This window comes from Gordonia sp. SGD-V-85, from assembly GCF_001456905.1.
In the GTDB taxonomy this organism is placed as follows: domain Bacteria; phylum Actinomycetota; class Actinomycetes; order Mycobacteriales; family Mycobacteriaceae; genus Gordonia; species Gordonia hongkongensis.
The window spans coordinates 42558-61454 of the sequence record NZ_LNQO01000010.1 but is presented as its reverse complement, the minus strand read 5'-3'; the positions used below and the strand labels follow the sequence as shown (position 1 = coordinate 61454).

Here is an 18897-nt window from a genome sequence, read left to right as displayed (position 1 = left end):
GCTCGTCGCGCTCAGTGATTCGCGGGCTGGAACGTGGCCTGATGGGCCGCCTCCTCGGCCCGGATCACGTGCATCACCGCGTTGATGAGGGCGAGGTGGGTGAACGCCTGCGGGAAGTTGCCGAGGTGCTGTCCGGTCTTGGCGTCGATCTCCTCGGCGTACAGCTTGAGCGGGCTCGAGTAGGACAGCAGTCGTTCACACAGCGTCTTCGCCCGCGGCAGTTCGCCGATCTCGACGAGGGCCGACACCAGCCAGAACGAGCAGATGGTGAACGTACCCTCTTCGCCGCTGAGACCGTCGTCGGTCTCCTCGACCCGGTAGCGGAGCACCAGTTCGTTCTCGGTGAGTTCGTCGGCGATCGCGAGAACCGTTGCGCGCACCCGGGGGTCGTCCGGCGGCAGGAACCGCAGCAGCGGGACGAGCAGCAACGAGGCATCGAGCGCGTCGTCGCCGTAACGCTGGGTGAACACCCCGCGCTCGTTGACCCCGTGCGCCAGGACGTCGGCCCTGATCTCCTCCGCGATCGCCGCCCATTCGCGCGCGTGCGCCTGCTCGCCGTGCATCGTCGCGAGGCGTGACCCGCGGTCGAGCGCGACCCAGCACATCACCTTCGACGACGTGAAATGCTGCGGCTCCCCACGCACCTCCCAGATGCCGCGGTCGGGGTCCTTCCAGTGCTTGATCGCTTCTTCGACCTGGGCCTTCAACACGGGCCACAACGTCTCCGGCACCGCCTCGTGCGACTTGATGTTGAGGTACACCGAGTCGAGCATCGTGCCCCAGATGTCGTGCTGTGCCTGGTTGTACGCGCCGTTGCCGATACGGACCGGCCGGGCGCCGTCGTAGCCGGAGAGATGGGTCAGCTCTTCCTCTTCCAAGGTGCGCTCGCCGCCGACGCCGTACATCACCTGCAGCGGATGACGTTCCCCGTTGGTGATGCCCGAGACATCGGCGATGAAGGAGAAGAAGTCGTCGGCCTCGCGGTCGAGGCCGAGCGTGTAGAGACCCCACAGGGCGAAGGTCGAGTCACGCACCCACGCGTAGCGGTAGTCCCAGTTGCGCTCGCCCTGAGGCGTTTCCGGCAGCGACGTGGTCGCGGCGGCGAGCAGCGCGCCGGTCGGGGAATAGGTGAGTCCCTTCAGCGTGAGGGCCGAACGCTGCAGATGTGAGCGCCACGGATGATCGGGGAAGCTGCCGATGTTGATCCACTGCCGCCACGACTCGCTTGTCGCCCACATCTTCTGGGCGGCTTCCTCGAAGTTCTGCGGCGCCGGCTGCCGGGACCAGCTGAGTGCGACGAAGCGGTTGTCGCCTTCGACGAGCCGGGTACGCGCCCGCGCTTCGCGACCTTCCAGACCCAGCCGGAGGTCCGTGGTGAGTTTCAGGGTGGGCGTGTCGGCATCGGTGTCCTTGGCGGTCGCGATCGCCTCGCCGTAGGCCGGGCCCGAGTACTCCCACTTCGTCGTCCCGCGGTGGTAGTCGAAGGCGGGTTCGCAACTCATGTGCAGTTCGACGGTGCCGGACACGCAGCGCACGGTGCGCAGCAGGATGTGCTCGGCGTCCCAGTCGGTGGGCGTCCGGCGGTGCGTCTTCGAACGACGTTCGTTGTCGTGCCACGGACCCATGACCAGTGCGTCACGGACGATGATCCAACCGGTGTCGGTCTGCCAGGTGGTCTCGACCATCAGGCTGCCGGGCAGGTAGCGCCGATCCACCGGGACGTTCACGCCGTAGGGCGCCAGTCGGAAGTGGCCGGCACTGCGGTCGAGGATGGCGCCGAAGACGCTCGGTGAATCGGGCCGGGGTATGCACATCCACTCGATGGAGCCGTTGCGCGCGATGAGACAGTTGGTCTCGGTGTCGGACAGGAACGCGTAGTCGCCGATCGGCGGGAAGGCGCTCGTGTGCGACGGTGCCGGGGGAGCCGCCGGGGAGACGTCGGCGTCGGCCGCGGTCCCGGATGCCCGCGGCGGCACGGTCGGCAGGGACGTTACGGTGGAGTCATCTGCGACAGACATGAGTTCCATCATTGCGACGGGTTCTCGCCGACGCCACTCGGCTCCCGTGAGCGAGACAGTGGCGGTGATCACGGACTCGGAGCGACGCAGATGCCGCGGACGGGTATACGGCTCCCCGCGGGAACGGATGCACGGATGACGGGGTGATGAGGTGTCGGCGTTCTTCGACTGGTGGGACAGCGTGGAGGAGTGGCTCACGGGCCTGTCCTTCGTGCCCCAGTTGCTGGTGACCGTCGCCGTCGTGATCCCGGTGGCGATCCTCATCGCCTACGTGCTCAGTCTGCTGGTCGACGCCGCCGCCACGCTGGTCGACCGACGCCGCTTCGCCGACGACGACGGGACCGGATTGTGAAGAAGATACTGCGTTCGCCGGTCACCTTCGCGCTGCTCGCGCTGCTGGTCCTGGTCATCATTGCCTGGCTTGTCACGGGCTGAGCGTCCCGAGCTGGTCGTCGCCGGTTGATCGGTGGGTTCGGCGACCCTTCGTGACGGCCCTCCGCAGGCTCCGGGCCTCCTCAGGGAGCGGGTGGTGTTCCGGCCCTCCGCAGGCTCCGGGCCTCCTCAGGGAGCGGGTGGTGTTCCGGCCCTCCGCAAGCTCTGGGCGCTCCTCAGGGAGCAATGGCTATGTCGTTCTTTCGGATCAGGGAGCGGGAGGAGCGGACGGCTCAGTGTCCGGCGGGCACCACTCGTTGATCCGCCGCCGTGCGGTAGAGCGACCCGATCGCCTCGATGACGTCCGGATGGGTGCCGAGGGGACCGGCGACGAGGGTGTCGTCGACCAGGGCGTCGAGCGCCGACTCGACTCGCTCGGTGAGCAGTCCGGCCGACAGGAAGTACGGACTCACCGCGATACGTCGGGCACCGCCGGCGCGGAGTCGGCGCACCGCCGAGACGACGGCGCGGTTGTGCGGCCCCAGCTTGGTCGCGAAGACCACCTCGACCGGACGGTGGAGCCGTGTCGAGAGTTCGATCGCCCGTAGGCGCACCGAACGATCGGCGGCCGGGTCGGAGGAACCGACCGCGGAAAGGATCACACCGTCGTGCGGGCCGAGGCCGGCCTCGATCAGACGGTCCGCCAGTGCCCCGGCCAACGACCGGGTTCCCATGACGTCGGTCTGCCGGGCGGTCGGTCGTCGCGACGCGATGATCGACGGTAGGTCGATCTTGTGGTGGTACCCCGCCGACAGCAGCATCGGTACGACGACGGGACCGTGGTGCGTCGAATGCGCCCCGTCGAGCTGTGCGAGAACGTCGCCCACGAGTGGCTCGTCGAGATCGAGATAGGAGAGCACCACCTCGACACCGGGCAGGCTCGACGCGACGGCGTTCCGCACACGGCGCGCGGTCGCGCCGAAGCGCGGATCGCGACTGCCGTGTGCGGCGAGGACGAGAGTCGGTGTCACACCAACTCTTTGAGATGGAGCGGCGCCAAGGCGTCGCCCACGAGGCCCGCGGCCAGAGTGTTCCCGCCCTGCGGGTCGATGAGCAGGAAGCTGCCCGACTCCCGGTTGACCTGGTAGTCGTCGGCCGGGATCGGCTCGGCGGTCTGCACCGAGATCCGCACGATCTGGTTGAGCTCCACCGACTCCGGAGCCTCCATCAGGGCGAGGTTCTGCTCGTCGAACAGCGCGTCAAGCGCACCGACGATCGCCTGGGTGGTCTTGGTGCCGTGCTTGAGGAGTAGGCGAGCGCCTGGGCGGAGCGGTTTCTCGGCGAGCCAGCAGACCGTTGCGCTGAACTGTTGCAACGGTTCCGGGGCGTCGGCGGCGGCGATGAGGTCGCCACGCGAGATGTCGACGTCGTCTGCCAGCAGGATCGTGACACTGCGTCCGGTGTGCGCGGTGGGCAATTCGCCGTCGGCGGTGTCGATCTGGCTGACGGTGGTCCGCTGCCCCGACGGCAGGACGACCACCTCGTCGCCGACGGAGACCCGGCCGGCGGCGATCTGACCCGCGTAACCGCGATAGTCGGGGTGTTCCGGCGTGCGGGGGCGGATGACGTACTGGACCGGGAACCGCAGGCCAACGTCGTTGCGCTCCACCAGATTGGGCACGGTCTCGAGATGCTCGATGAGTGTCGGCCCGTCGTAGAAGGAGGTCGTCTCCGAGCGGTGGGCCACGTTGTCGCCGTGCAGCGCCGACACCGGGATCGCGGTGACCTGCTCGTCGGACCAGCCCAGCGATCGGGTGAGTTCGGCGAATTCAGCGGAGATCTCGGCGAACACCGACGCCTGATCGGTGACGAGGTCGATCTTGTTGACCGCGAGCACCAGCTGGGGCACTCCGAGCAAGGCCATCACCGCGGCGTGGCGGCGGGTCTGGGCGACGACGCCGGTGCGGGCGTCGACGAGCAGGATCACCAGTTGCGCAGTCGACGCACCCGACACCGTGTTGCGGGTGTACTGGACGTGCCCGGGGGTGTCGGCGAGCACGAACGAGCGCGCGGGAGTGGCGAAGTAGCGGTAGGCGACATCGATGGTGATGCCCTGTTCGCGCTCGGCCCGCAGCCCGTCGACGAGCAGCGACAGGTCCGGGGTGTCGAGACCGCGGTCCACCGACGCCTTCGTGACCGCGTCGATCTGGTCGGCCAGAACGGATTTCGTGTCGTACAGCAGGCGGCCCACGAGCGTGGACTTGCCGTCGTCGACGCTGCCCGCGGTCGCGATGCGCAGGAGATCAGGAGCGTGCTTCATCAGAAATATCCTTCGCGCTTACGGTCTTCCATGGCGGCCTCGGAGACCCGGTCGTCGCCACGGGTGGCGCCACGCTCGGTCAGCCGCGACGCGGCGACCTCGGCGAGCACGGCCTCGTTGTCCGTGGCGTCGGAGAGGACCGCGCCGGTCGAGGAGCCGTCGCCGACGGTGCGGTAGCGCACCGAGAGTCGTTGCACCTCTTCGCCTTCGCGCGGACCGCCCCAGACCCCCGAGGTCATCCACATGCCGTCGCGCTGGTAGACCTCGCGCTCGTGGGCGTAGTAGATCGACGGGAGGAGCACCTGCTCGCGAGCGATGTAGCGCCAGATGTCGAGCTCGGTCCAGTTCGACAGCGGGAACACCCGCACGTGCTCACCCGGGGCGTGGCGGCCGTTGTAGAGGTTCCACAGCTCGGGGCGCTGTCGCTTCGGGTCCCACTGGCCGAAGGCGTTGCGCAGCGAGAAGATCCGCTCCTTGGCGCGCGACCGCTCCTCGTCGCGGCGACCGCCGCCGAACACCGCGTCGAAACGGTTCTCGGTGATCGCGTCGAGCAGGGGGATGGTCTGCAGCGGGTTGCGTACCCCGTCGGGGCGCTCGGTGAGCCGGCCGTCGGCGAGGTAGTCCTCCACCTTGGCCACGTGCAGCCGCAGGTTGTGCCGTTCGACGACCTGGTCACGGAACTCGAGGACCTCGGGCAGGTTGTGCCCGGTGTCGACGTGCAGCAGCGAGAACGGCAGTGGCGCAGGCCAGAACGCCTTGAGCGCGACGTGCAGGAGCACGGTGGAGTCCTTGCCACCGGAGAACAGGATCACCGGCCGCTCGAACTCGCCCGCGACCTCGCGGAAGATGTGGATCGCCTCGGACTCCAGGGCGTCGAGTGTGGTGAACTCGTCGGCCTCCGCGGCGGCGCCGCTCGTCTGGGCAGCGACGCCGGGCGTCGCCGGAACGGACGGTGTTTCGGTCACGGTCATGCGTGCAGCCCACATTCTGTCTTGGCGCGGCCGGCCCAGCGGCCGCTGCGCGGATCGGATCCGGGTTCGGGTTTGGCGGTGCACGGTGCGCACCCGATGGAGGGGTATCCCTCGTCGACGAGCGGATTCACCAGCACGCCGTTGGTGTCGATGTAGTCCTGCATCGTCTCGTCGGACCAGGCCGCGATCGGGTTGATCTTGACCAGTCCGAAGCCCTCGTCGAAGGAGATGAGCGGGGCGTTGGCCCGAGTCGGTGCCTCCACACGGCGGATGCCCGTGATCCACGCGTCGTACCCGGCGAGTCCGGCCTTGAGCGGCACGACCTTCCGCAGTCGGCAGCATTCGCCCGGGTCGCGCGCGAACAGGTTGCGCCCCAACAGTTCGTCCTGCTCGGCGACGCTGTGCTCGGGGGTCAGGTTCACCATCTCCACGCCCGGTCGAGCGAAGCGAGGGGCAGAATGGTTATAGACCTGCTCGACGGCGTCACGGGTACCGATGGTCTCGGCGAAGTGGTACCCGGTGTCGAGGAAGAGCACCTTGACCGGGTCGCCGTCGAGCAACTCACGGTCGATGTTCTTCACCGCGAGGTCGACCAGGGCCGCGTCCTGCATGTTCGACGCGACGACGAAGTTGGTGCCGAAGGTCTGCGCGGTCCAGCGGATCAATTCCTCCGGGGTGGCGTCGGAACCGAGGTCCGCAGCACCCTTCTCGGCGATGTCCCGCAGCTCGCCCTCGCTGAAGCGCCGGCCCGCGCGGGTGGTGGTCTCGATGGTCATCGCAGCGCCTCCTCATCGGCACGAACGGCCCACTGCGCGAACCGTTCACCCTCTTCGCGCTGGTCGACGAAGTTGCGGACCACGCGTTCGATGTAGTCGCCCAGCTCGGTGCCCAGCACCTTGTGCTGGCGCAACTTGCGACCGAAACCCGAGTCCAGGCCCAGGCTGCCGCCGAGGTGGACCTGGAAGCCGTCGGTCTGGTTGCCGTCGGCGTCCTCGACGAGCTGTCCCTTGAAGCCGATGTCGGCGATCTGCGACCGTCCGCAGGAGTTGGGGCAGCCGTTGATGTTCACCGTGATCGGCACGTCGAGCGTCGCGTTGATGTCCGCGAGCCGCTCGTCCAGTTCCGGGGCGAGGACCTGCGAGCGCTTGCGGGTCTCGGTGAACGACAGCTTGCAGAACTCGATGCCGCTGCACGCCAGCAGGTTCCGGCGCCACCGCGTGGGCCGGCCGTGCAGGCCGAGCGGCTTGAGCTCGTCGATCAGCCACTCGACCTTGTCGTCGGGGACGTCGAGGACGATCAGCTTCTGGTACGGGGTGAAGCGCACACGGTCGGAACCGGCCGCGGCGACCGCGTCGGCGGTCTTGGTCAGGATCGTGCCCGAGACGCGACCGGCGATGGGGGAGAAGCCGATCGCGTTGAGTCCGTTGCTCAGCTTCTGCACACCGATGTGGTCGATCGGACGCTCCGGCTTTTCCGGCGCCGGGCCGTCGATCAGCTTGCGCCCCAGGTATTCGTCCTCGAGCACCTGGCGGAACTTCTCGATGCCCCAGTCCTTGATGAGGAACTTCAGCCGCGCCTTGGCGCGCAGACGCCGGTACCCGTAGTCGCGGAAGATCGAGACCACGGCCTCCCAAACGTCGGGCACCTCGTCGAGCGGCACCCAGGCGCCGACGCGCTGGGCGAGCATCGGGTTGGTGGACAATCCGCCGCCGACCCAGAGGTCCAGTCCGGGGCCGTGCTCGGGATGCACGACGCCGACGAACGCGACGTCGTTGATCTCGTGGACCACGTCCTGCTGGCCCGAGATCGCGGTCTTGAACTTGCGCGGCAGGTTCGAGTACTTCGGGTCGCCGATGTAGCGGCGGACGATTTCGTCGATGGCCGGGGTGGGGTCGAGGACCTCGTCGAGGGACTCGCCGGCGAGAGGCGAACCCAGCACGACGCGGGGGCAGTCGCCGCAGGCCTCGGTGGTCTGCAGCCCCACGCCCTCGAGGCGCTCCCAGATGGTCGGGACGTCCTCGATGCGGATCCAGTGGTACTGGACGTTCTCCCGGTCGGAGAGGTCGGCGGTGTCGCGGGCGAACTCGGTGGAGATCTCACCGAGGGTGCGCAGCTGTTCGACGTTGAGCGCGCCCGCGTCGCAGCGCACCCGCATCATGAAGTGGCTGTCCTCGAGGATGTCGATGTTCTCGTCGCCGGTCCAGGTGCCGTCGTAACCCTCGGCGCGCTGGGTGTAGAGACCCCACCAGCGCATCCGGCCGCGCAGGTCCTGTTTGTCGATCGAGTCGAAACCCTGCTTGGAATAGATGTTCTCGATGCGCGCACGCACGTTGAGCGGGTTGTCGTCCTTCTTGACCTGCTCGTTGGGGTTCAGCGGCTCGCGATAACCGAGCTTCCACTGACCCTCGGCGCGGCGCTTGGTCGGACGGGCCTTGCGGGCCGGGCGCGCGGGCTTCGCGGCGACCGGCTCTGCAGCGGCAGCGTCGTTCGGTGCACCCGGACCGGAAGCGGCGGGGGCGTCGGTGGTGGACGTCATGAACTCTCCTGTGCCGGCGCACAGGGCCGGCGTTCGTTGCACGAGTTACGGGCTGAAACGTGCCGGCATCCCCAGGGAATCGGGGACAAATCGGGGCCGAGACGTCGCTAGATGCGACAGAAAGCGCTGTTGACGCGCTTGAGATCAATGTGGCGGCGAGCTGCGAGCCACACCCCGGGGAAAATCACGCGGTCCATAGTGCCACGCTCCCTATCGGCTCGTCTACTTGGGGTTATTTTCCATCATGATGATGGAAACCGGGCCGGCCTCCACACCTGCCTGCGCCGCACAACGCCGTCGAGGACCGCGCTGTTCCCGATCGGGGCGACGATTTCCTCCCACGCCGCCGCGATCGGCATCATGGAACGGTGAACGTCGACACCACCACCATCGCAGCCGACCTGGTCGCCGCTGCGTGCCGCGACGTCGACGCGGACGTGCCTCTCGCGCTGTACCTGCACGTCCCGTTCTGCGCGACCCGGTGTGGGTACTGCGATTTCAACACCTATACGGCGGGCGAACTCGGTTCGTCGTCGTCACCGGAATCGTGGCAGCACGCGGTCGCCCGCGAGCTCGAGGCGGCATCGCGGATGCTGGCCCCCACCCGGCCGGTCTCGACGATCTTCGTAGGCGGGGGCACGCCGTCGCTGCTCGGCGGCGACGGCCTCACACGACTCCTCGACGCCGTCCGGGTCCACTTCGACCTGTCCGACGACGTCGAGATCACCACCGAGTCGAATCCGGAGTCGACTTCGCCGGAGTTCTTCGACGACCTCCGGTCCGCCGGTTTCACCCGCATCTCGCTCGGCATGCAGTCGGCCGCCGCACACGTGCTCAGGCTGCTCGATCGCACGCACACCCCGGGTCGGGCGGTTGCGGCCGCCAGGGAGGCACGAGCGGCCGGGTTCGACCACGTCAACCTCGACCTGATCTACGGCACGCCCGGCGAGACCGACGCCGACCTGCACGCCACCGTCGACGCGGTGCTGGACGCCGGGGTCGACCACGTGTCGGCCTACGCGCTGATCGTCGAGGACGGCACCGCGCTCGCCCGCCGCATCCGGCGCGGGGAGATGCCCGCACCCGACGACGACGTCCTCGCCGACCGCTACCAGATCCTCGACCGCCGTCTGCGTGCGGACGGACTCGACTGGTACGAGGTGTCGAACTGGGCCCGCGGCGAGAAGTCGGTGTGTCGTCACAACATCGCCTACTGGCACAGCCACGACTGGTGGGGCATCGGTCCGGGGGCGCATTCCCACGTCGCGGGCGTGCGCTGGCTGAACGCCAAACATCCTGCGCGCTACGCGAAGTCGCTGGCGGACGGGGTCTTGCCCATCGCATCGGCAGAACAGCTGACCCCCGAGGACCGGCACCTCGAGGCCGTCATGCTGACCACCCGGTGCCGCACCGGACTGCCGCGCGATCTCCTCGACGACGCCGAGACCGCGCATGCCGAACAACTCCGTGCCGACGGACTGCTCACCGCGGCCGACGACGCCTACGTGCTCACCGACGCGGGTCGGTTGCTGGCCGACGGCGTGATCCGCCGCGTGCTCTGGGGCTGACGCGGGGCCGGTTGTCGGCCTACCAGCTCTGATCGGGGCGAGGCGGACTCGTCCAGCCCGTCGATCGCGCCCCGCGCCGATGCGCACCGGGGCCGTCGGGCGTGGTCGGGGGCCGGCGCGCCGGGATCTCGGCGGTGTCCTCGAGTTGCTCGTCGAGGGGTTTGGCCGCATCGGACAGGTCCAGGGCGTCGAGGTCGAGGGTGCGCGCGTGGATGATGTGCCGGTTGCGCAGCGCCGACCGCACCGCGCGATGCAGTCCGTCCTCGAGGTAGAGCTCGCCCTCCCACCGCACGACGTGGGCGAACAGGTCGCCGTAGAAGGTGGAGTCCTCGCTGAGGAGCTTGTCCAGGGCGAGGACCTTCGTGATCGGCGTCAGCTGGTCGAGCCGGAGTTGCCGCGGCGGGATCTTGGCCCAGCCACGCGTCGACAGCCCGTGGTCGGGATAGGGCTTGCCCTCCCGCACCCCCTTGAAGATCATGCGAACTCCTCCGACGCCCGTGCCTCGACGATTGCTGATCTGCGACGACGCGTCGACGGTCAGTGCGCGACACCGCGCCGTGGCACGGTGATCGCGATCCCATTTCGTACTATGGAACGCACCCAACTGTATGGCAGGGACCCGAGTCAGGAGGTGTGCCGCGTGTCTACCACCGATGATCGTCGCTTCGAGATCTTGCGTGCGATCGTGACCGACTACGTCGACACGCAGGAACCGATCGGTTCGAAAGCGCTCGTGGAGCGACACCAGCTGGGGGTGTCGAGTGCCACCGTCCGCAACGACATGGCGGTCCTGGAGGCAGAGGGATACATCACCCAGCCGCACACCAGCTCCGGCCGGGTGCCCACCGACAAGGGCTACCGGATGTTCGTCGACCGGATCAGCGAGATCAAGCCGCTGTCGGCCGCCGAGCGCCGGGCGATCCTCTCGGTGCTCGACTCCGGCGTCGACCTCGACGACGTGCTCCGGCGCTCGGTGCGGCTCCTCGCCCAGCTGACGAGACAGGTCGCGGTCATCCAGTACCCGGTGCTGTCGGCGGCGACCGTGCGTCACCTCGAGGTCGTCACCCTGTCGCCGTCGCGCCTGCTGCTGGTCGTCATCGTCGACAACGGCCGGGTCGAACAGCGCATGGTGGCGCTGAGCGAAGACCACGATGAGGACGAGATCGCCCGGTTGCGCGATCTGTTCTCGGCCGCACTGCACGGCAAACGGCTCGAAGCCGCGTCGGCCGCGGTCGCCGAGCTCGCCAACTCCGCGCCCGAGGATCTGCGCGGTGCGGTGCTCAACATCGCCACCGTGCTGGTGGAGACCCTCGTCGAACGCGGTGACGACCGGCTGGTGCTGGGCGGCACGTCGAACCTCGCGCGGTCGGCGGCCGACTTCACCCCGGTCGTCGGCGGGATGGACACCGTTCTCGAAGCCCTCGAGGAGCAGGTGGTGGTGCTCAAGATCTTGGCGACGACCCAGGACATGGGCCAGGTCACGGTGCAGATCGGCGAGGAGACCCGGACCGAGAACCTGCGTGGGACCTCGGTCGTGTCGACAGGGTACGGTGCTTCGGGAACCGTGTTCGGCGGCGTCGGTGTGCTCGGCCCCACACGGATGGACTATCCGGGAACCATCGCCTCGGTGGCGGCCGTTGCCAAGTACATCGGCGAGGTGCTCGCCGAACGATGATCGCTGTTTCTCCATGATCGCTGTCGGGCACACCGCAGCGTCGACGGCGGCCGCTCGCGACACCGAGCCGGGACGACGGTGGGGACGGCCGGTCCATCCGCGCGTCGCGCGATCGTGAGAGCACCCGCCGCCAGGCACCAACTGAGACCGAAGGATCACTACAACCGTGGCACGTGACTACTACGCAATCCTGGGAGTGGCGAAGGGCGCCAGTGATCAGGAGCTCAAGCGCGCCTACCGCAAGAAGGCGCGGGAGCTGCACCCCGACGTCAACCCGGGCAAAGAAGACGAGTTCAAAGAGGTCAGCACCGCTTACGAGGTGCTGACCGATCCGGAGAAGCGTCGCATCGTCGACGCCGGCGGCGATCCGCTGGCCGGCGCCGGTGCGGGCGGCTTCGGCGGTTTCGGTGGCGGCGGCGGGGGATTCGGCGACGTCTTCGAGGCGTTCTTCGGCAACGGCGGTGCCTTCGGCGGCGGTGGCGGGGGCTTCGGCTCGGGCCGCGGACCCAAGTCCCGTGTCCAGCCGGGTGAGCCGGCGCTGGTGAACGTGACCCTGGATCTCGCCGAGTGCGCCAAGGGGGTCGCCAAGGAGATCACCGTCGACACCGCGATCCTCTGCGACGTGTGTACCGGCTCGGGAACCAACGGCGACAGCAAGCCGGTCACCTGCGACATCTGCAAGGGCGCCGGGGAGATCCAGTCGGTGCAGCGCTCCTTCCTCGGGCAGGTCATGACCGTGCGCGAGTGCCCGACCTGCCACGGCGTCGGCGAGGTCATCCCCGACCCCTGCCACAAGTGCGGCGGCGACGGACGCTACCGCTCGCGACGCACGATGACCGTGCGCATCCCCGCCGGGATCGAGAACGGCATGCGGGTTCGCCTCACCGGTCAGGGTGAGGTGGGTCTCGGCGGCGGCCCCGCCGGCGATCTGTACGTCGAGGTCTCCGAACGGCCGCACGAGGTGTTCCTGCGCGACAAGGACGACCTGCACTGCACCGTCAAGGTCCCGATGGCCGACGCCGCGCTCGGCGCCGAGTTCGAGGTGGAGACGATTCTCGGCGACCCGGTCACCGTGACGGTCGCGCCCGGCACGCAGCCGGGCCAGATCGTGAAGCTGCGCGGGCAGGGCATGCCGCACGTCAGCTCCGGTGTGCGCGGCACCATGCACGTCCACCTCGACGTCGTCGTACCGACCAGACTCGATGCGGCGCAGACCGAAGCACTGAAAAAGTACCGCAAGATCGCCGCCGACGAGATCGAGGTCGTCAACACCTCGGCGGCCGCGGCGCCCGGCGGTCTCTTCTCGCGGCTGCGCAACGCGTTCGCCGGGAAGTAGGCACCTGGTGTCCGCGGCGGCGATCTCCGAGTGGATGTGCGCGTTCGGGACGGCGGGTACGCGGTGAGTCCACCGCTGTTCTGGGCGGACTCCGTGCCCGCGCCCGGCGCTGACCTGATCCTGAGCGGCGCCGAGGGTCGTCATGCGGTCACCGTCGCCCGGCTGGGCGTCGGCGAACGGATCCTCGTCGGCGACGGCGCCGGCTCGGTCGGCGGTTGCGAGATCCGGGAGATCACCGCCAAGGACACACTGGTGGCGACCGTCCACGACCTCGCGTTCGAGGCTCGCTCGACCCCGCAGGTGACCGTGGTGCAGGCGCTCCCGAAGTCGGAGCGGTCCGAGCTCGCGGTCGACCTCGCCACCGAGGCCGGCGCCGACGTCATCGTGCCGTGGCAGGCGCTGCGGTGCGTGTCGCGGTGGACGGGCAAGGCGGACAAGGGCGTTGCCAAATGGCGGGCCGCGGCCTCGGCAGCTGCCAAACAAAGCCGTCGACCATGGATTCCGGAGATCACCGACCTCGCGGCCACCATCGACGTCCGGGCCCGCTGCGCGGACGTCGTGGCGCAGGGAGGGGTCGTCGCCGTCCTGCACGAGGAAGCCGCGCAACCCCTGGCCCGGCTACCCCTCGCCGACGCCACCGAGATCCTGCTCGTGGTCGGGCCCGAGGGCGGACTCGACGCCGGCGAGGTCGCCGACCTGACCGCGCTCGGTGCGAACTCGGTCGTGCTCGGCCCCGAGGTGTTGCGTACGTCGACGGCCGCCGCGGTGGCCCTCGGCGCGATCGGGGTGCTCACCCGCCGGTGGGCCCGATGAGTGTCGTCGGACGCCGTTCGGTGCGTCGGACCAAGATCGAATACGGCTCTGCGCCTTCCCAATTCGGGCACCTGTACGTGCCTTCCGAGGGGCTCGACGCCGCGACGCAGACGCGGCTCGTGGTGCTTGTCCACGGCGGGTCCTGGTCTGTCGAGTTCGGGTCGACGACCCAGACCGCGATCGCCCGGATGCTCGCCGAACGCGGGGCGGTGGTGTGGAACATCGAGTACCGCCGGGTGGGCGAAGAGGGCGGCGGGTGGCCGAATACCGGCCGGGATGTCCTCGACGCGCTCGGTGCCCTGGACGGTCCCGTCCGCGACCTGCTCCCGCCCGGCGCTGTCGACTTCGCCTCGACCGCGGTCGTCGGGCATTCCGCGGGTGGTCAGCTCGCGGTCTGGGCCGTCGGTCAGCTCGGAGCCCGGACCGCCACGGCCACCATCACCACCGTGATCGCCCAGGCGGCCGTGCTCGACACCGTCGGCGCAGCGGACCGGGAGTCGGTGCGGGCGTTCATGGGTCGGCCGTTCAGCGAGTCGCCGCGCCGCTACTCCGACGCCTCACCACTGTTGGCACCGGTGGTCGACGCCCACGTCGTCGCGATCCACGGCGACGCCGATGATCTGATCCCGGTCGAGTCCAGCCGCCGGTACGTCGACGCCGCGATCGCACGCGGACAGTCCGCCGAACTCATCGTCGTCCCCGGTGAGGGGCACGACGCCTTCGTCGACCCGCGCAGCGTCGGCACGCGACAGACGATCCGCGTGCTCGGGATCTGACGGAAATATTGCCTGCTGATCGGCTGTTGCACCGCGATACACTGACCACACCCCTGCCGCCGCGACCGCGTCGTCCGGGGGCGCCGCATCCAGAACCGAACATCCATCCGGACCAGAACACCAGGAGTGATTTCATACGTGAGTGACGACAACCCCGACCAGAGCGGGCAATCCAGCCGTACGCAGCCGCGCCGGTCTGGGGTCACATCCACTGTCGAAGTCTCTCCCGGAGTCGTGTTCGGGCTGCTCGGCGCGAGTGACGTCAACCTGCGTACCCTCGAGCAGCTCCTGCCCGCCGACATCCACGTCCGCGGCAACCAGGTGACATTGACCGGTGAACCCGCCGAGGTAGCCGCGTCCGAGCGCGTCATCGCCGAACTCGTCGACCTCGTCGGGCGCGGAACTCCGTTGACACCAGATCTCGTCCGGCACAGCGTCTCGATGCTGTCCGACGGCACCGAGGAATCGCCCGCCGATGTGCTGTCACTGGACATCCTGTCGCGCCGCGGCAAGACGATCCGGCCCAAGACGCTCAACCAGAAGCACTATGTCGACGCGATCGACGAGCACACCATCGTGTTCGGTCTGGGCCCGGCCGGCACCGGCAAGACCTATCTGGCGATGGCCAAGGCCGTGCAGGCGCTGCAGTCGAAGTCGGTCAACCGCATCATCCTGACGCGGCCGGCGGTCGAGGCCGGCGAACGTCTCGGCTTCCTGCCGGGCACGCTGAGCGAGAAGATCGACCCGTACCTGCGACCGCTGTACGACGCGCTGCACGACATGATGGACCCCGACGCGATCCCGAAGCTGATGGCGGCCGGGGTCATCGAGGTCGCGCCGCTGGCCTACATGCGCGGGCGCACCTTGAACGACGCGTTCATCATCCTCGACGAGGCGCAGAACACCACGAGCGAGCAGATGAAGATGTTCCTCACGCGCCTCGGTTTCGGTTCCAAGGTCGTCGTCACCGGTGACGTCACCCAGGTAGACCTGCCCGGCGGCGCCCGCAGCGGACTCCTCGCCGCGTCGGAGATCCTCGAGGGCATCGACGACATCCACTTCGCCCGTCTCACCAGCCAGGACGTGGTCCGGCACCGCCTGGTCGCCGACATCGTCGACGCCTACGGGCGGGCCGAGGAGGCGCAGCGGGGTCTGCCCAACACGGCCATCGGCGGCAATCGCGCCGCACGCCGGGCAGCGGCGCAGGGTCGTCGCTCATGAGCATCGAACTGGCCAACGAATCCGGGGTCGAGGTCCCGGCCGAGTTGATCATCGACGCCGCACGTTTCGCGGTCACCGCGATGGACGTGAACCCGGCCGCATTGCTGTCGGTGCTGTGCGTCGACGAGGACACCATGGCCGACATGCACGTCCAGTGGATGGACCTGCCCGGTCCGACCGATGTCATGAGTTTCCCGATGGACGAACTGGTGCCCGGCGGCCGGCCGGATGCGACCGACCCGGGCCCGGCGATCCTCGGGGACATCGTGCTGTGCCCGGACTTCGCACGAAAACAGGCGCGCGAGGCGAAGCGGTCCTTCGAGCACGAGCTCGCCATGCTGACCATCCACGGAGTGCTCCACCTCCTCGGCTACGACCATGCCGAGCCGGAGGAGGAGCGCGAGATGTTCGGACTGCAGAACCGCATCCTCGACGCGTTCTACGCCGAACGTCACCGTCGCGCCCAGGAGCAACGACAGACCGACCGCGATTCCCGGCTGCTGTCCAACATCGGGTTCACCGGAGCCGAGGGCGGTTCACCGACCCCCGGTGCGCCGGCGCGGTCCGAGGAGGACCGAGGGTGACCTCCGACTACTGGTTCATCGTGGCGGCTGTCGTGTTGATCGTGGTGGGCGGCGTCTTCGCGGCCGTCGACACCGCGGTGTCGACGGTGTCGAACGCCCGGGTCGACGACATGGTCCGGGAAGGGCGCGCCGGTGCGCGCCGCCTGGCGGGCATCCTCGAGGCGCGTGCGACCTATGTCGGCCTCGTGGTGCTGCTCCGAGTCGTGTGCGAGACCGCGGCGGTCGCGCTCGTCGCGGTCGCCGCGACGCAGCTGATCGGCGTCGGCGGGGGACTGGCGGTGGCCATCGCCGCCATGACGGTCGTCTCGTACGTCGCCGTCGGCGTCGGCCCCCGCACGCTCGGCCGGCAGCACGCGTACACGATCGCGCTGTCGTCGTCGTACCTGTTGTTCGCGCTCGGCGTGCTGCTGAAACCGCTGACCCGGCTGTTGATCCTGATCGGCAACGCCCTCACTCCGGGTCGCGGGTTCCGCAACGGTCCGTTCGCCACCGAGGTCGAGTTGCGCGAGGTCGTCGACCTGGCCGAGGCCTCGGGCGTCGTCGCGGCCGACGAGCGCCGGATGATCCAGTCGGTCTTCGACCTCGGCGACACCAGTGCCCGCGAGGTGATGGTCCCGCGCCCGGAGATGGTGTGGATCGAGGCCGACAAGACCGCGCTGCAGGCCACGAGTCTCGCGACGCGGTCCGGACATTCGCGGATCCCGGTGATCGGGGAGAACACCGACGACGTCCTGGGCATCGTGTACCTCAAGGATCTGGTGGCGCGAACGGTCGCCCAGCGGATCGACCCCACGACGCTGCGCGTGGTCGACGTGATGCGCGAGGCCGAGTTCATCCCCGACTCCAAGCCACTGGACCGCGTCCTCGCCGACATGCAGCGCGAGCGCAACCACATGGCGATGCTCGTCGACGAGTACGGCGGCATCGCCGGGCTGGTGACCATCGAAGACGTGCTGGAGGAGATCGTCGGCGAGATCACCGACGAGTACGACATCGACGAACTGGCACCGGTCGAAGACCTGGGCGACGGGTCGTACCGGGTGTCGGCACGACTGCCGGTGGAGGATCTCGGCGAGCTGTTCGATGTCGAGATCGCCGAGGAAGAGGTCGAGACGGTCGGCGGACTCGTCGGTCTGGAACTGGGGCGCGTGCCACTGCCCGGCGCCCGGGTCGAGTCGCACGGGCTGCAGCTGGTGGCCGAGGGTGGGCCCAATCGCCAAGGGCGCCAACGTATCATCACGGTGCTGGTCACCCGGGTCGCCGACGCGGACGAGGATTCCCGACGCGACGAGCACGGCGGGCAGTCGAGTCGATCACAGGGACGTGCCGAGCGCACCACGGGCAACGCCCACGACGACCAGGACACGGACACCGCCGGCCAGGAGCGCGCAGGCGAGTCGAGAGCAAGGATGAACCAGTGACCGAGACCTTCTCCGACGAGGATCGCAAGCTCGTGGTGCTCGCCCGGGGTGCGCTGGCGCGTGCCGAGTCGCCCTCGGGTGCGGCGGTCCGGGACGGCGACGGTCGCACCTACGCCGGGGCCGACGTGCGGACCCGCTCGCTGACCCTCACCGGACTCCAGGTCGCGGTGGCGTCGGCGATCTCAAGCGGCGCCCGCTCCTTCGAGGCGGCGGTCGTCGTCAACGGTGACGCCGACGACCCGGGCCTGGACACCCTGCACGAGCTGAGCCCGCAGGCGTACGCGGTGCTCACCGACACCGCGGGTCGCCCTCAGCAGCGGCTGGGGCGCGCGGATGCCTGAATTCCGTTCGGGCTTCGTCTGTTTCGTGGGCCGGCCCAACACCGGCAAGTCGACGCTCACCAATGCCCTGGTCGGCGAGAAGATCGCGATCACCTCGAATCGTCCGCAGACCACCCGCCACACCATCCGCGGGATCGTCAACCGGCCCGACGCCCAGCTGATCCTCGTCGACACCCCGGGCCTGCACCGACCGCGCACCCTGCTGGGTCAACGCCTGAACGACCTCGTCCGCGACACCTACTCCGAGGTCGACGTGATCGGAGTCTGCATACCGGCCGACGAGGCCATCGGTCCGGGTGACCGGTGGATCATCTCGCAGGTCCGCGAGATGGCGCCGCGCACGACGATCGTCGGGGTGGTCACCAAGATCGACCGGGTCGGGCCGGAGCAGGTCGCCAAACAGCTGCTCGCGCTGTCGCAGGTACTCGGCCCGGACTCGGAAGTGGTTCCGGTGTGGGCGAAGTCGGGCAAGCAGCTCGACGTGCTGTCCGACGTGCTCGTGAGCCTCATGGAGGAAGGCCCCGCGTTCTACCCGGACGGCGAACTCACCGACGAACCCGAACAGGTGCTGATGGCGGAGTTCATCCGCGAGGCCGCGCTCGAGGGGGTGCACGACGAGTTGCCGCACTCGCTGGCCGTCGTCATCGAAGAGGTCATCGATCGTGAGGACCGCGACCCCGACCTACCGCCGATGGTCGATGTCCACGCCGTGCTGTTCGTCGAACGCGACAGCCAGAAGGGCATCATCATCGGCCGCAAGGGCGCGCGTCTGAAGGAGGTCGGTACAGTTGCCCGCGCACAGATCGAGCGGCTGCTGGGCACCAAGGTGTACCTGGATCTGCACGTGAAGGTCGCCAAGGACTGGCAACGCGACCCCAAGCAGTTGCGTCGATTGGGTTTCTAGCAGCGTGTTCCTGACGGCCTGACGCCGGCAGGGGCGGCCTG

General features: G+C 68.8%; 18 protein-coding genes. 11 read left to right on the top strand and 7 right to left on the bottom strand.

Features of this window, described 5'->3' with window-relative positions:
• Positions 1-11: 11 nt before the first annotated feature.
• On the bottom strand, positions 12-2018 hold the full coding sequence (locus AS181_RS13520; RefSeq protein ID WP_058252186.1) for a glycoside hydrolase family 15 protein: 2007 nt from the start codon (positions 2016-2018) through the stop codon (positions 12-14).
• A 151-nt stretch (positions 2019-2169) separates the two neighbouring features.
• Here AS181_RS13520 and AS181_RS13515 point away from each other — a divergent pair, with 151 nt between their 5' ends.
• The gene (locus AS181_RS13515; RefSeq protein WP_055475487.1) at positions 2170-2370 is read left to right on the top strand and encodes a hypothetical protein; all 201 of its coding nucleotides are present in this window, start codon (positions 2170-2172) and stop codon (positions 2368-2370) included.
• A 313-nt stretch (positions 2371-2683) separates the two neighbouring features.
• Here AS181_RS13515 and AS181_RS13510 read toward each other — a convergent pair whose 3' ends face one another.
• Genes AS181_RS13510 through AS181_RS13490 form a run of 5 tightly spaced genes read right to left on the bottom strand, consistent with a single transcriptional unit; the run spans position 2684 to position 8217 of the window.
• Positions 2684-3421 (bottom strand): sirohydrochlorin chelatase, encoded by a 738-nt coding sequence (locus AS181_RS13510; RefSeq protein WP_058252089.1) that lies wholly within the window; start codon positions 3419-3421, stop codon positions 2684-2686.
• Positions 3418-4710 (bottom strand): sulfate adenylyltransferase subunit 1, encoded by a 1293-nt coding sequence (locus AS181_RS13505; RefSeq protein ID WP_058252088.1) that lies wholly within the window; start codon positions 4708-4710, stop codon positions 3418-3420. Before AS181_RS13505 ends, AS181_RS13510 begins: the two co-directional genes overlap by 4 nt.
• Positions 4710-5696 carry a sulfate adenylyltransferase subunit CysD gene (gene cysD / locus AS181_RS13500; protein WP_175404332.1) on the bottom strand — a complete coding sequence of 329 codons (987 nt, stop codon included), beginning with the start codon at positions 5694-5696 and terminating at the stop codon, positions 4710-4712. The genes AS181_RS13505 and cysD overlap by 1 nt, the downstream gene beginning before the upstream one ends.
• On the bottom strand, positions 5678-6457 hold the full coding sequence (locus AS181_RS13495) for a phosphoadenylyl-sulfate reductase (protein ID WP_058252086.1): 780 nt from the start codon (positions 6455-6457) through the stop codon (positions 5678-5680). Before AS181_RS13495 ends, cysD begins: the two co-directional genes overlap by 19 nt.
• Positions 6454-8217 carry a nitrite/sulfite reductase gene (locus AS181_RS13490; protein WP_058252085.1) on the bottom strand — a complete coding sequence of 588 codons (1764 nt, stop codon included), beginning with the start codon at positions 8215-8217 and terminating at the stop codon, positions 6454-6456. The genes AS181_RS13495 and AS181_RS13490 overlap by 4 nt, the downstream gene beginning before the upstream one ends.
• A 368-nt stretch (positions 8218-8585) precedes the next feature.
• Here AS181_RS13490 and hemW point away from each other — a divergent pair, with 368 nt between their 5' ends.
• Positions 8586-9785, top strand: coding sequence for a radical SAM family heme chaperone HemW (hemW, locus tag AS181_RS13485; protein WP_058252084.1), 1200 nt, complete (start codon positions 8586-8588; stop codon positions 9783-9785).
• A 19-nt stretch (positions 9786-9804) separates the two neighbouring features.
• Here the strand turns inward: hemW and AS181_RS13480 are convergent, their stop codons facing one another.
• A complete protein-coding gene (locus tag AS181_RS13480) occupies positions 9805-10263 on the bottom strand; it encodes a type II toxin-antitoxin system VapB family antitoxin (protein ID WP_058252083.1) in 459 nt (152 codons plus the stop codon).
• Between the two features lie 162 nt (positions 10264-10425).
• Between AS181_RS13480 and hrcA the strand changes: the two genes are divergently transcribed.
• From hrcA to era, 9 genes are all read left to right on the top strand, one after another.
• Positions 10426-11460 (top strand): heat-inducible transcriptional repressor HrcA, encoded by a 1035-nt coding sequence (gene hrcA / locus AS181_RS13475; RefSeq protein WP_055475525.1) that lies wholly within the window; start codon positions 10426-10428, stop codon positions 11458-11460.
• 166 nt (positions 11461-11626) lie between these two features.
• Complete coding sequence (gene dnaJ / locus AS181_RS13470) at positions 11627-12796, top strand: molecular chaperone DnaJ (protein WP_058252082.1); 1170 nt, start codon at positions 11627-11629, stop codon at positions 12794-12796.
• Positions 12797-12859: 63 nt separating this feature from the next.
• The gene (locus tag AS181_RS13465) at positions 12860-13609 is read left to right on the top strand and encodes a 16S rRNA (uracil(1498)-N(3))-methyltransferase (protein ID WP_058252185.1); all 750 of its coding nucleotides are present in this window, start codon (positions 12860-12862) and stop codon (positions 13607-13609) included.
• The gene (locus AS181_RS13460; protein ID WP_058252184.1) at positions 13606-14385 is read left to right on the top strand and encodes an alpha/beta hydrolase family protein; all 780 of its coding nucleotides are present in this window, start codon (positions 13606-13608) and stop codon (positions 14383-14385) included. The genes AS181_RS13465 and AS181_RS13460 overlap by 4 nt, the downstream gene beginning before the upstream one ends.
• A gap of 138 nt (positions 14386-14523) precedes the next feature.
• Complete coding sequence (locus AS181_RS13455; protein WP_055475523.1) at positions 14524-15606, top strand: PhoH family protein; 1083 nt, start codon at positions 14524-14526, stop codon at positions 15604-15606.
• Complete coding sequence (gene ybeY, locus AS181_RS13450; RefSeq protein ID WP_058252081.1) at positions 15603-16190, top strand: rRNA maturation RNase YbeY; 588 nt, start codon at positions 15603-15605, stop codon at positions 16188-16190. The genes AS181_RS13455 and ybeY overlap by 4 nt, the downstream gene beginning before the upstream one ends.
• Positions 16187-17611 carry a hemolysin family protein gene (locus AS181_RS13445; protein ID WP_058252080.1) on the top strand — a complete coding sequence of 475 codons (1425 nt, stop codon included), beginning with the start codon at positions 16187-16189 and terminating at the stop codon, positions 17609-17611. The genes ybeY and AS181_RS13445 overlap by 4 nt, the downstream gene beginning before the upstream one ends.
• The gene (locus AS181_RS13440; protein ID WP_058252079.1) at positions 17608-17952 is read left to right on the top strand and encodes a cytidine deaminase; all 345 of its coding nucleotides are present in this window, start codon (positions 17608-17610) and stop codon (positions 17950-17952) included. The genes AS181_RS13445 and AS181_RS13440 overlap by 4 nt, the downstream gene beginning before the upstream one ends.
• On the top strand, positions 17945-18856 hold the full coding sequence (gene era / locus AS181_RS13435) for a GTPase Era (RefSeq protein WP_058252078.1): 912 nt from the start codon (positions 17945-17947) through the stop codon (positions 18854-18856). The genes AS181_RS13440 and era overlap by 8 nt, the downstream gene beginning before the upstream one ends.
• Positions 18857-18897 lie beyond the last annotated feature (41 nt).

Excerpts from the sequence above, each read along its gene's own strand:
- AS181_RS13520 (WP_058252186.1), bottom strand. The coding sequence starts at position 2,018 with ATGTCTGTCGCAGATGACTCCACCGTAACGTCCCTGCCGACCGTGCCG.
- AS181_RS13505 (WP_058252088.1), bottom strand. The coding sequence starts at position 4,710 with ATGAAGCACGCTCCTGATCTCCTGCGCATCGCGACCGCGGGCAGCGTC.
- cysD (WP_175404332.1), bottom strand. The coding sequence starts at position 5,696 with ATGTGGGCTGCACGCATGACCGTGACCGAAACACCGTCCGTTCCGGCG.
- AS181_RS13495 (WP_058252086.1), bottom strand. The coding sequence starts at position 6,457 with ATGACCATCGAGACCACCACCCGCGCGGGCCGGCGCTTCAGCGAGGGC.
- AS181_RS13490 (WP_058252085.1), bottom strand. The coding sequence starts at position 8,217 with ATGACGTCCACCACCGACGCCCCCGCCGCTTCCGGTCCGGGTGCACCG.
- AS181_RS13480 (WP_058252083.1), bottom strand. The coding sequence starts at position 10,263 with ATGATCTTCAAGGGGGTGCGGGAGGGCAAGCCCTATCCCGACCACGGG.
- AS181_RS13460 (WP_058252184.1), top strand. The coding sequence starts at position 13,606 with ATGAGTGTCGTCGGACGCCGTTCGGTGCGTCGGACCAAGATCGAATAC.
- ybeY (WP_058252081.1), top strand. The coding sequence starts at position 15,603 with ATGAGCATCGAACTGGCCAACGAATCCGGGGTCGAGGTCCCGGCCGAG.
- era (WP_058252078.1), top strand. The coding sequence starts at position 17,945 with ATGCCTGAATTCCGTTCGGGCTTCGTCTGTTTCGTGGGCCGGCCCAAC.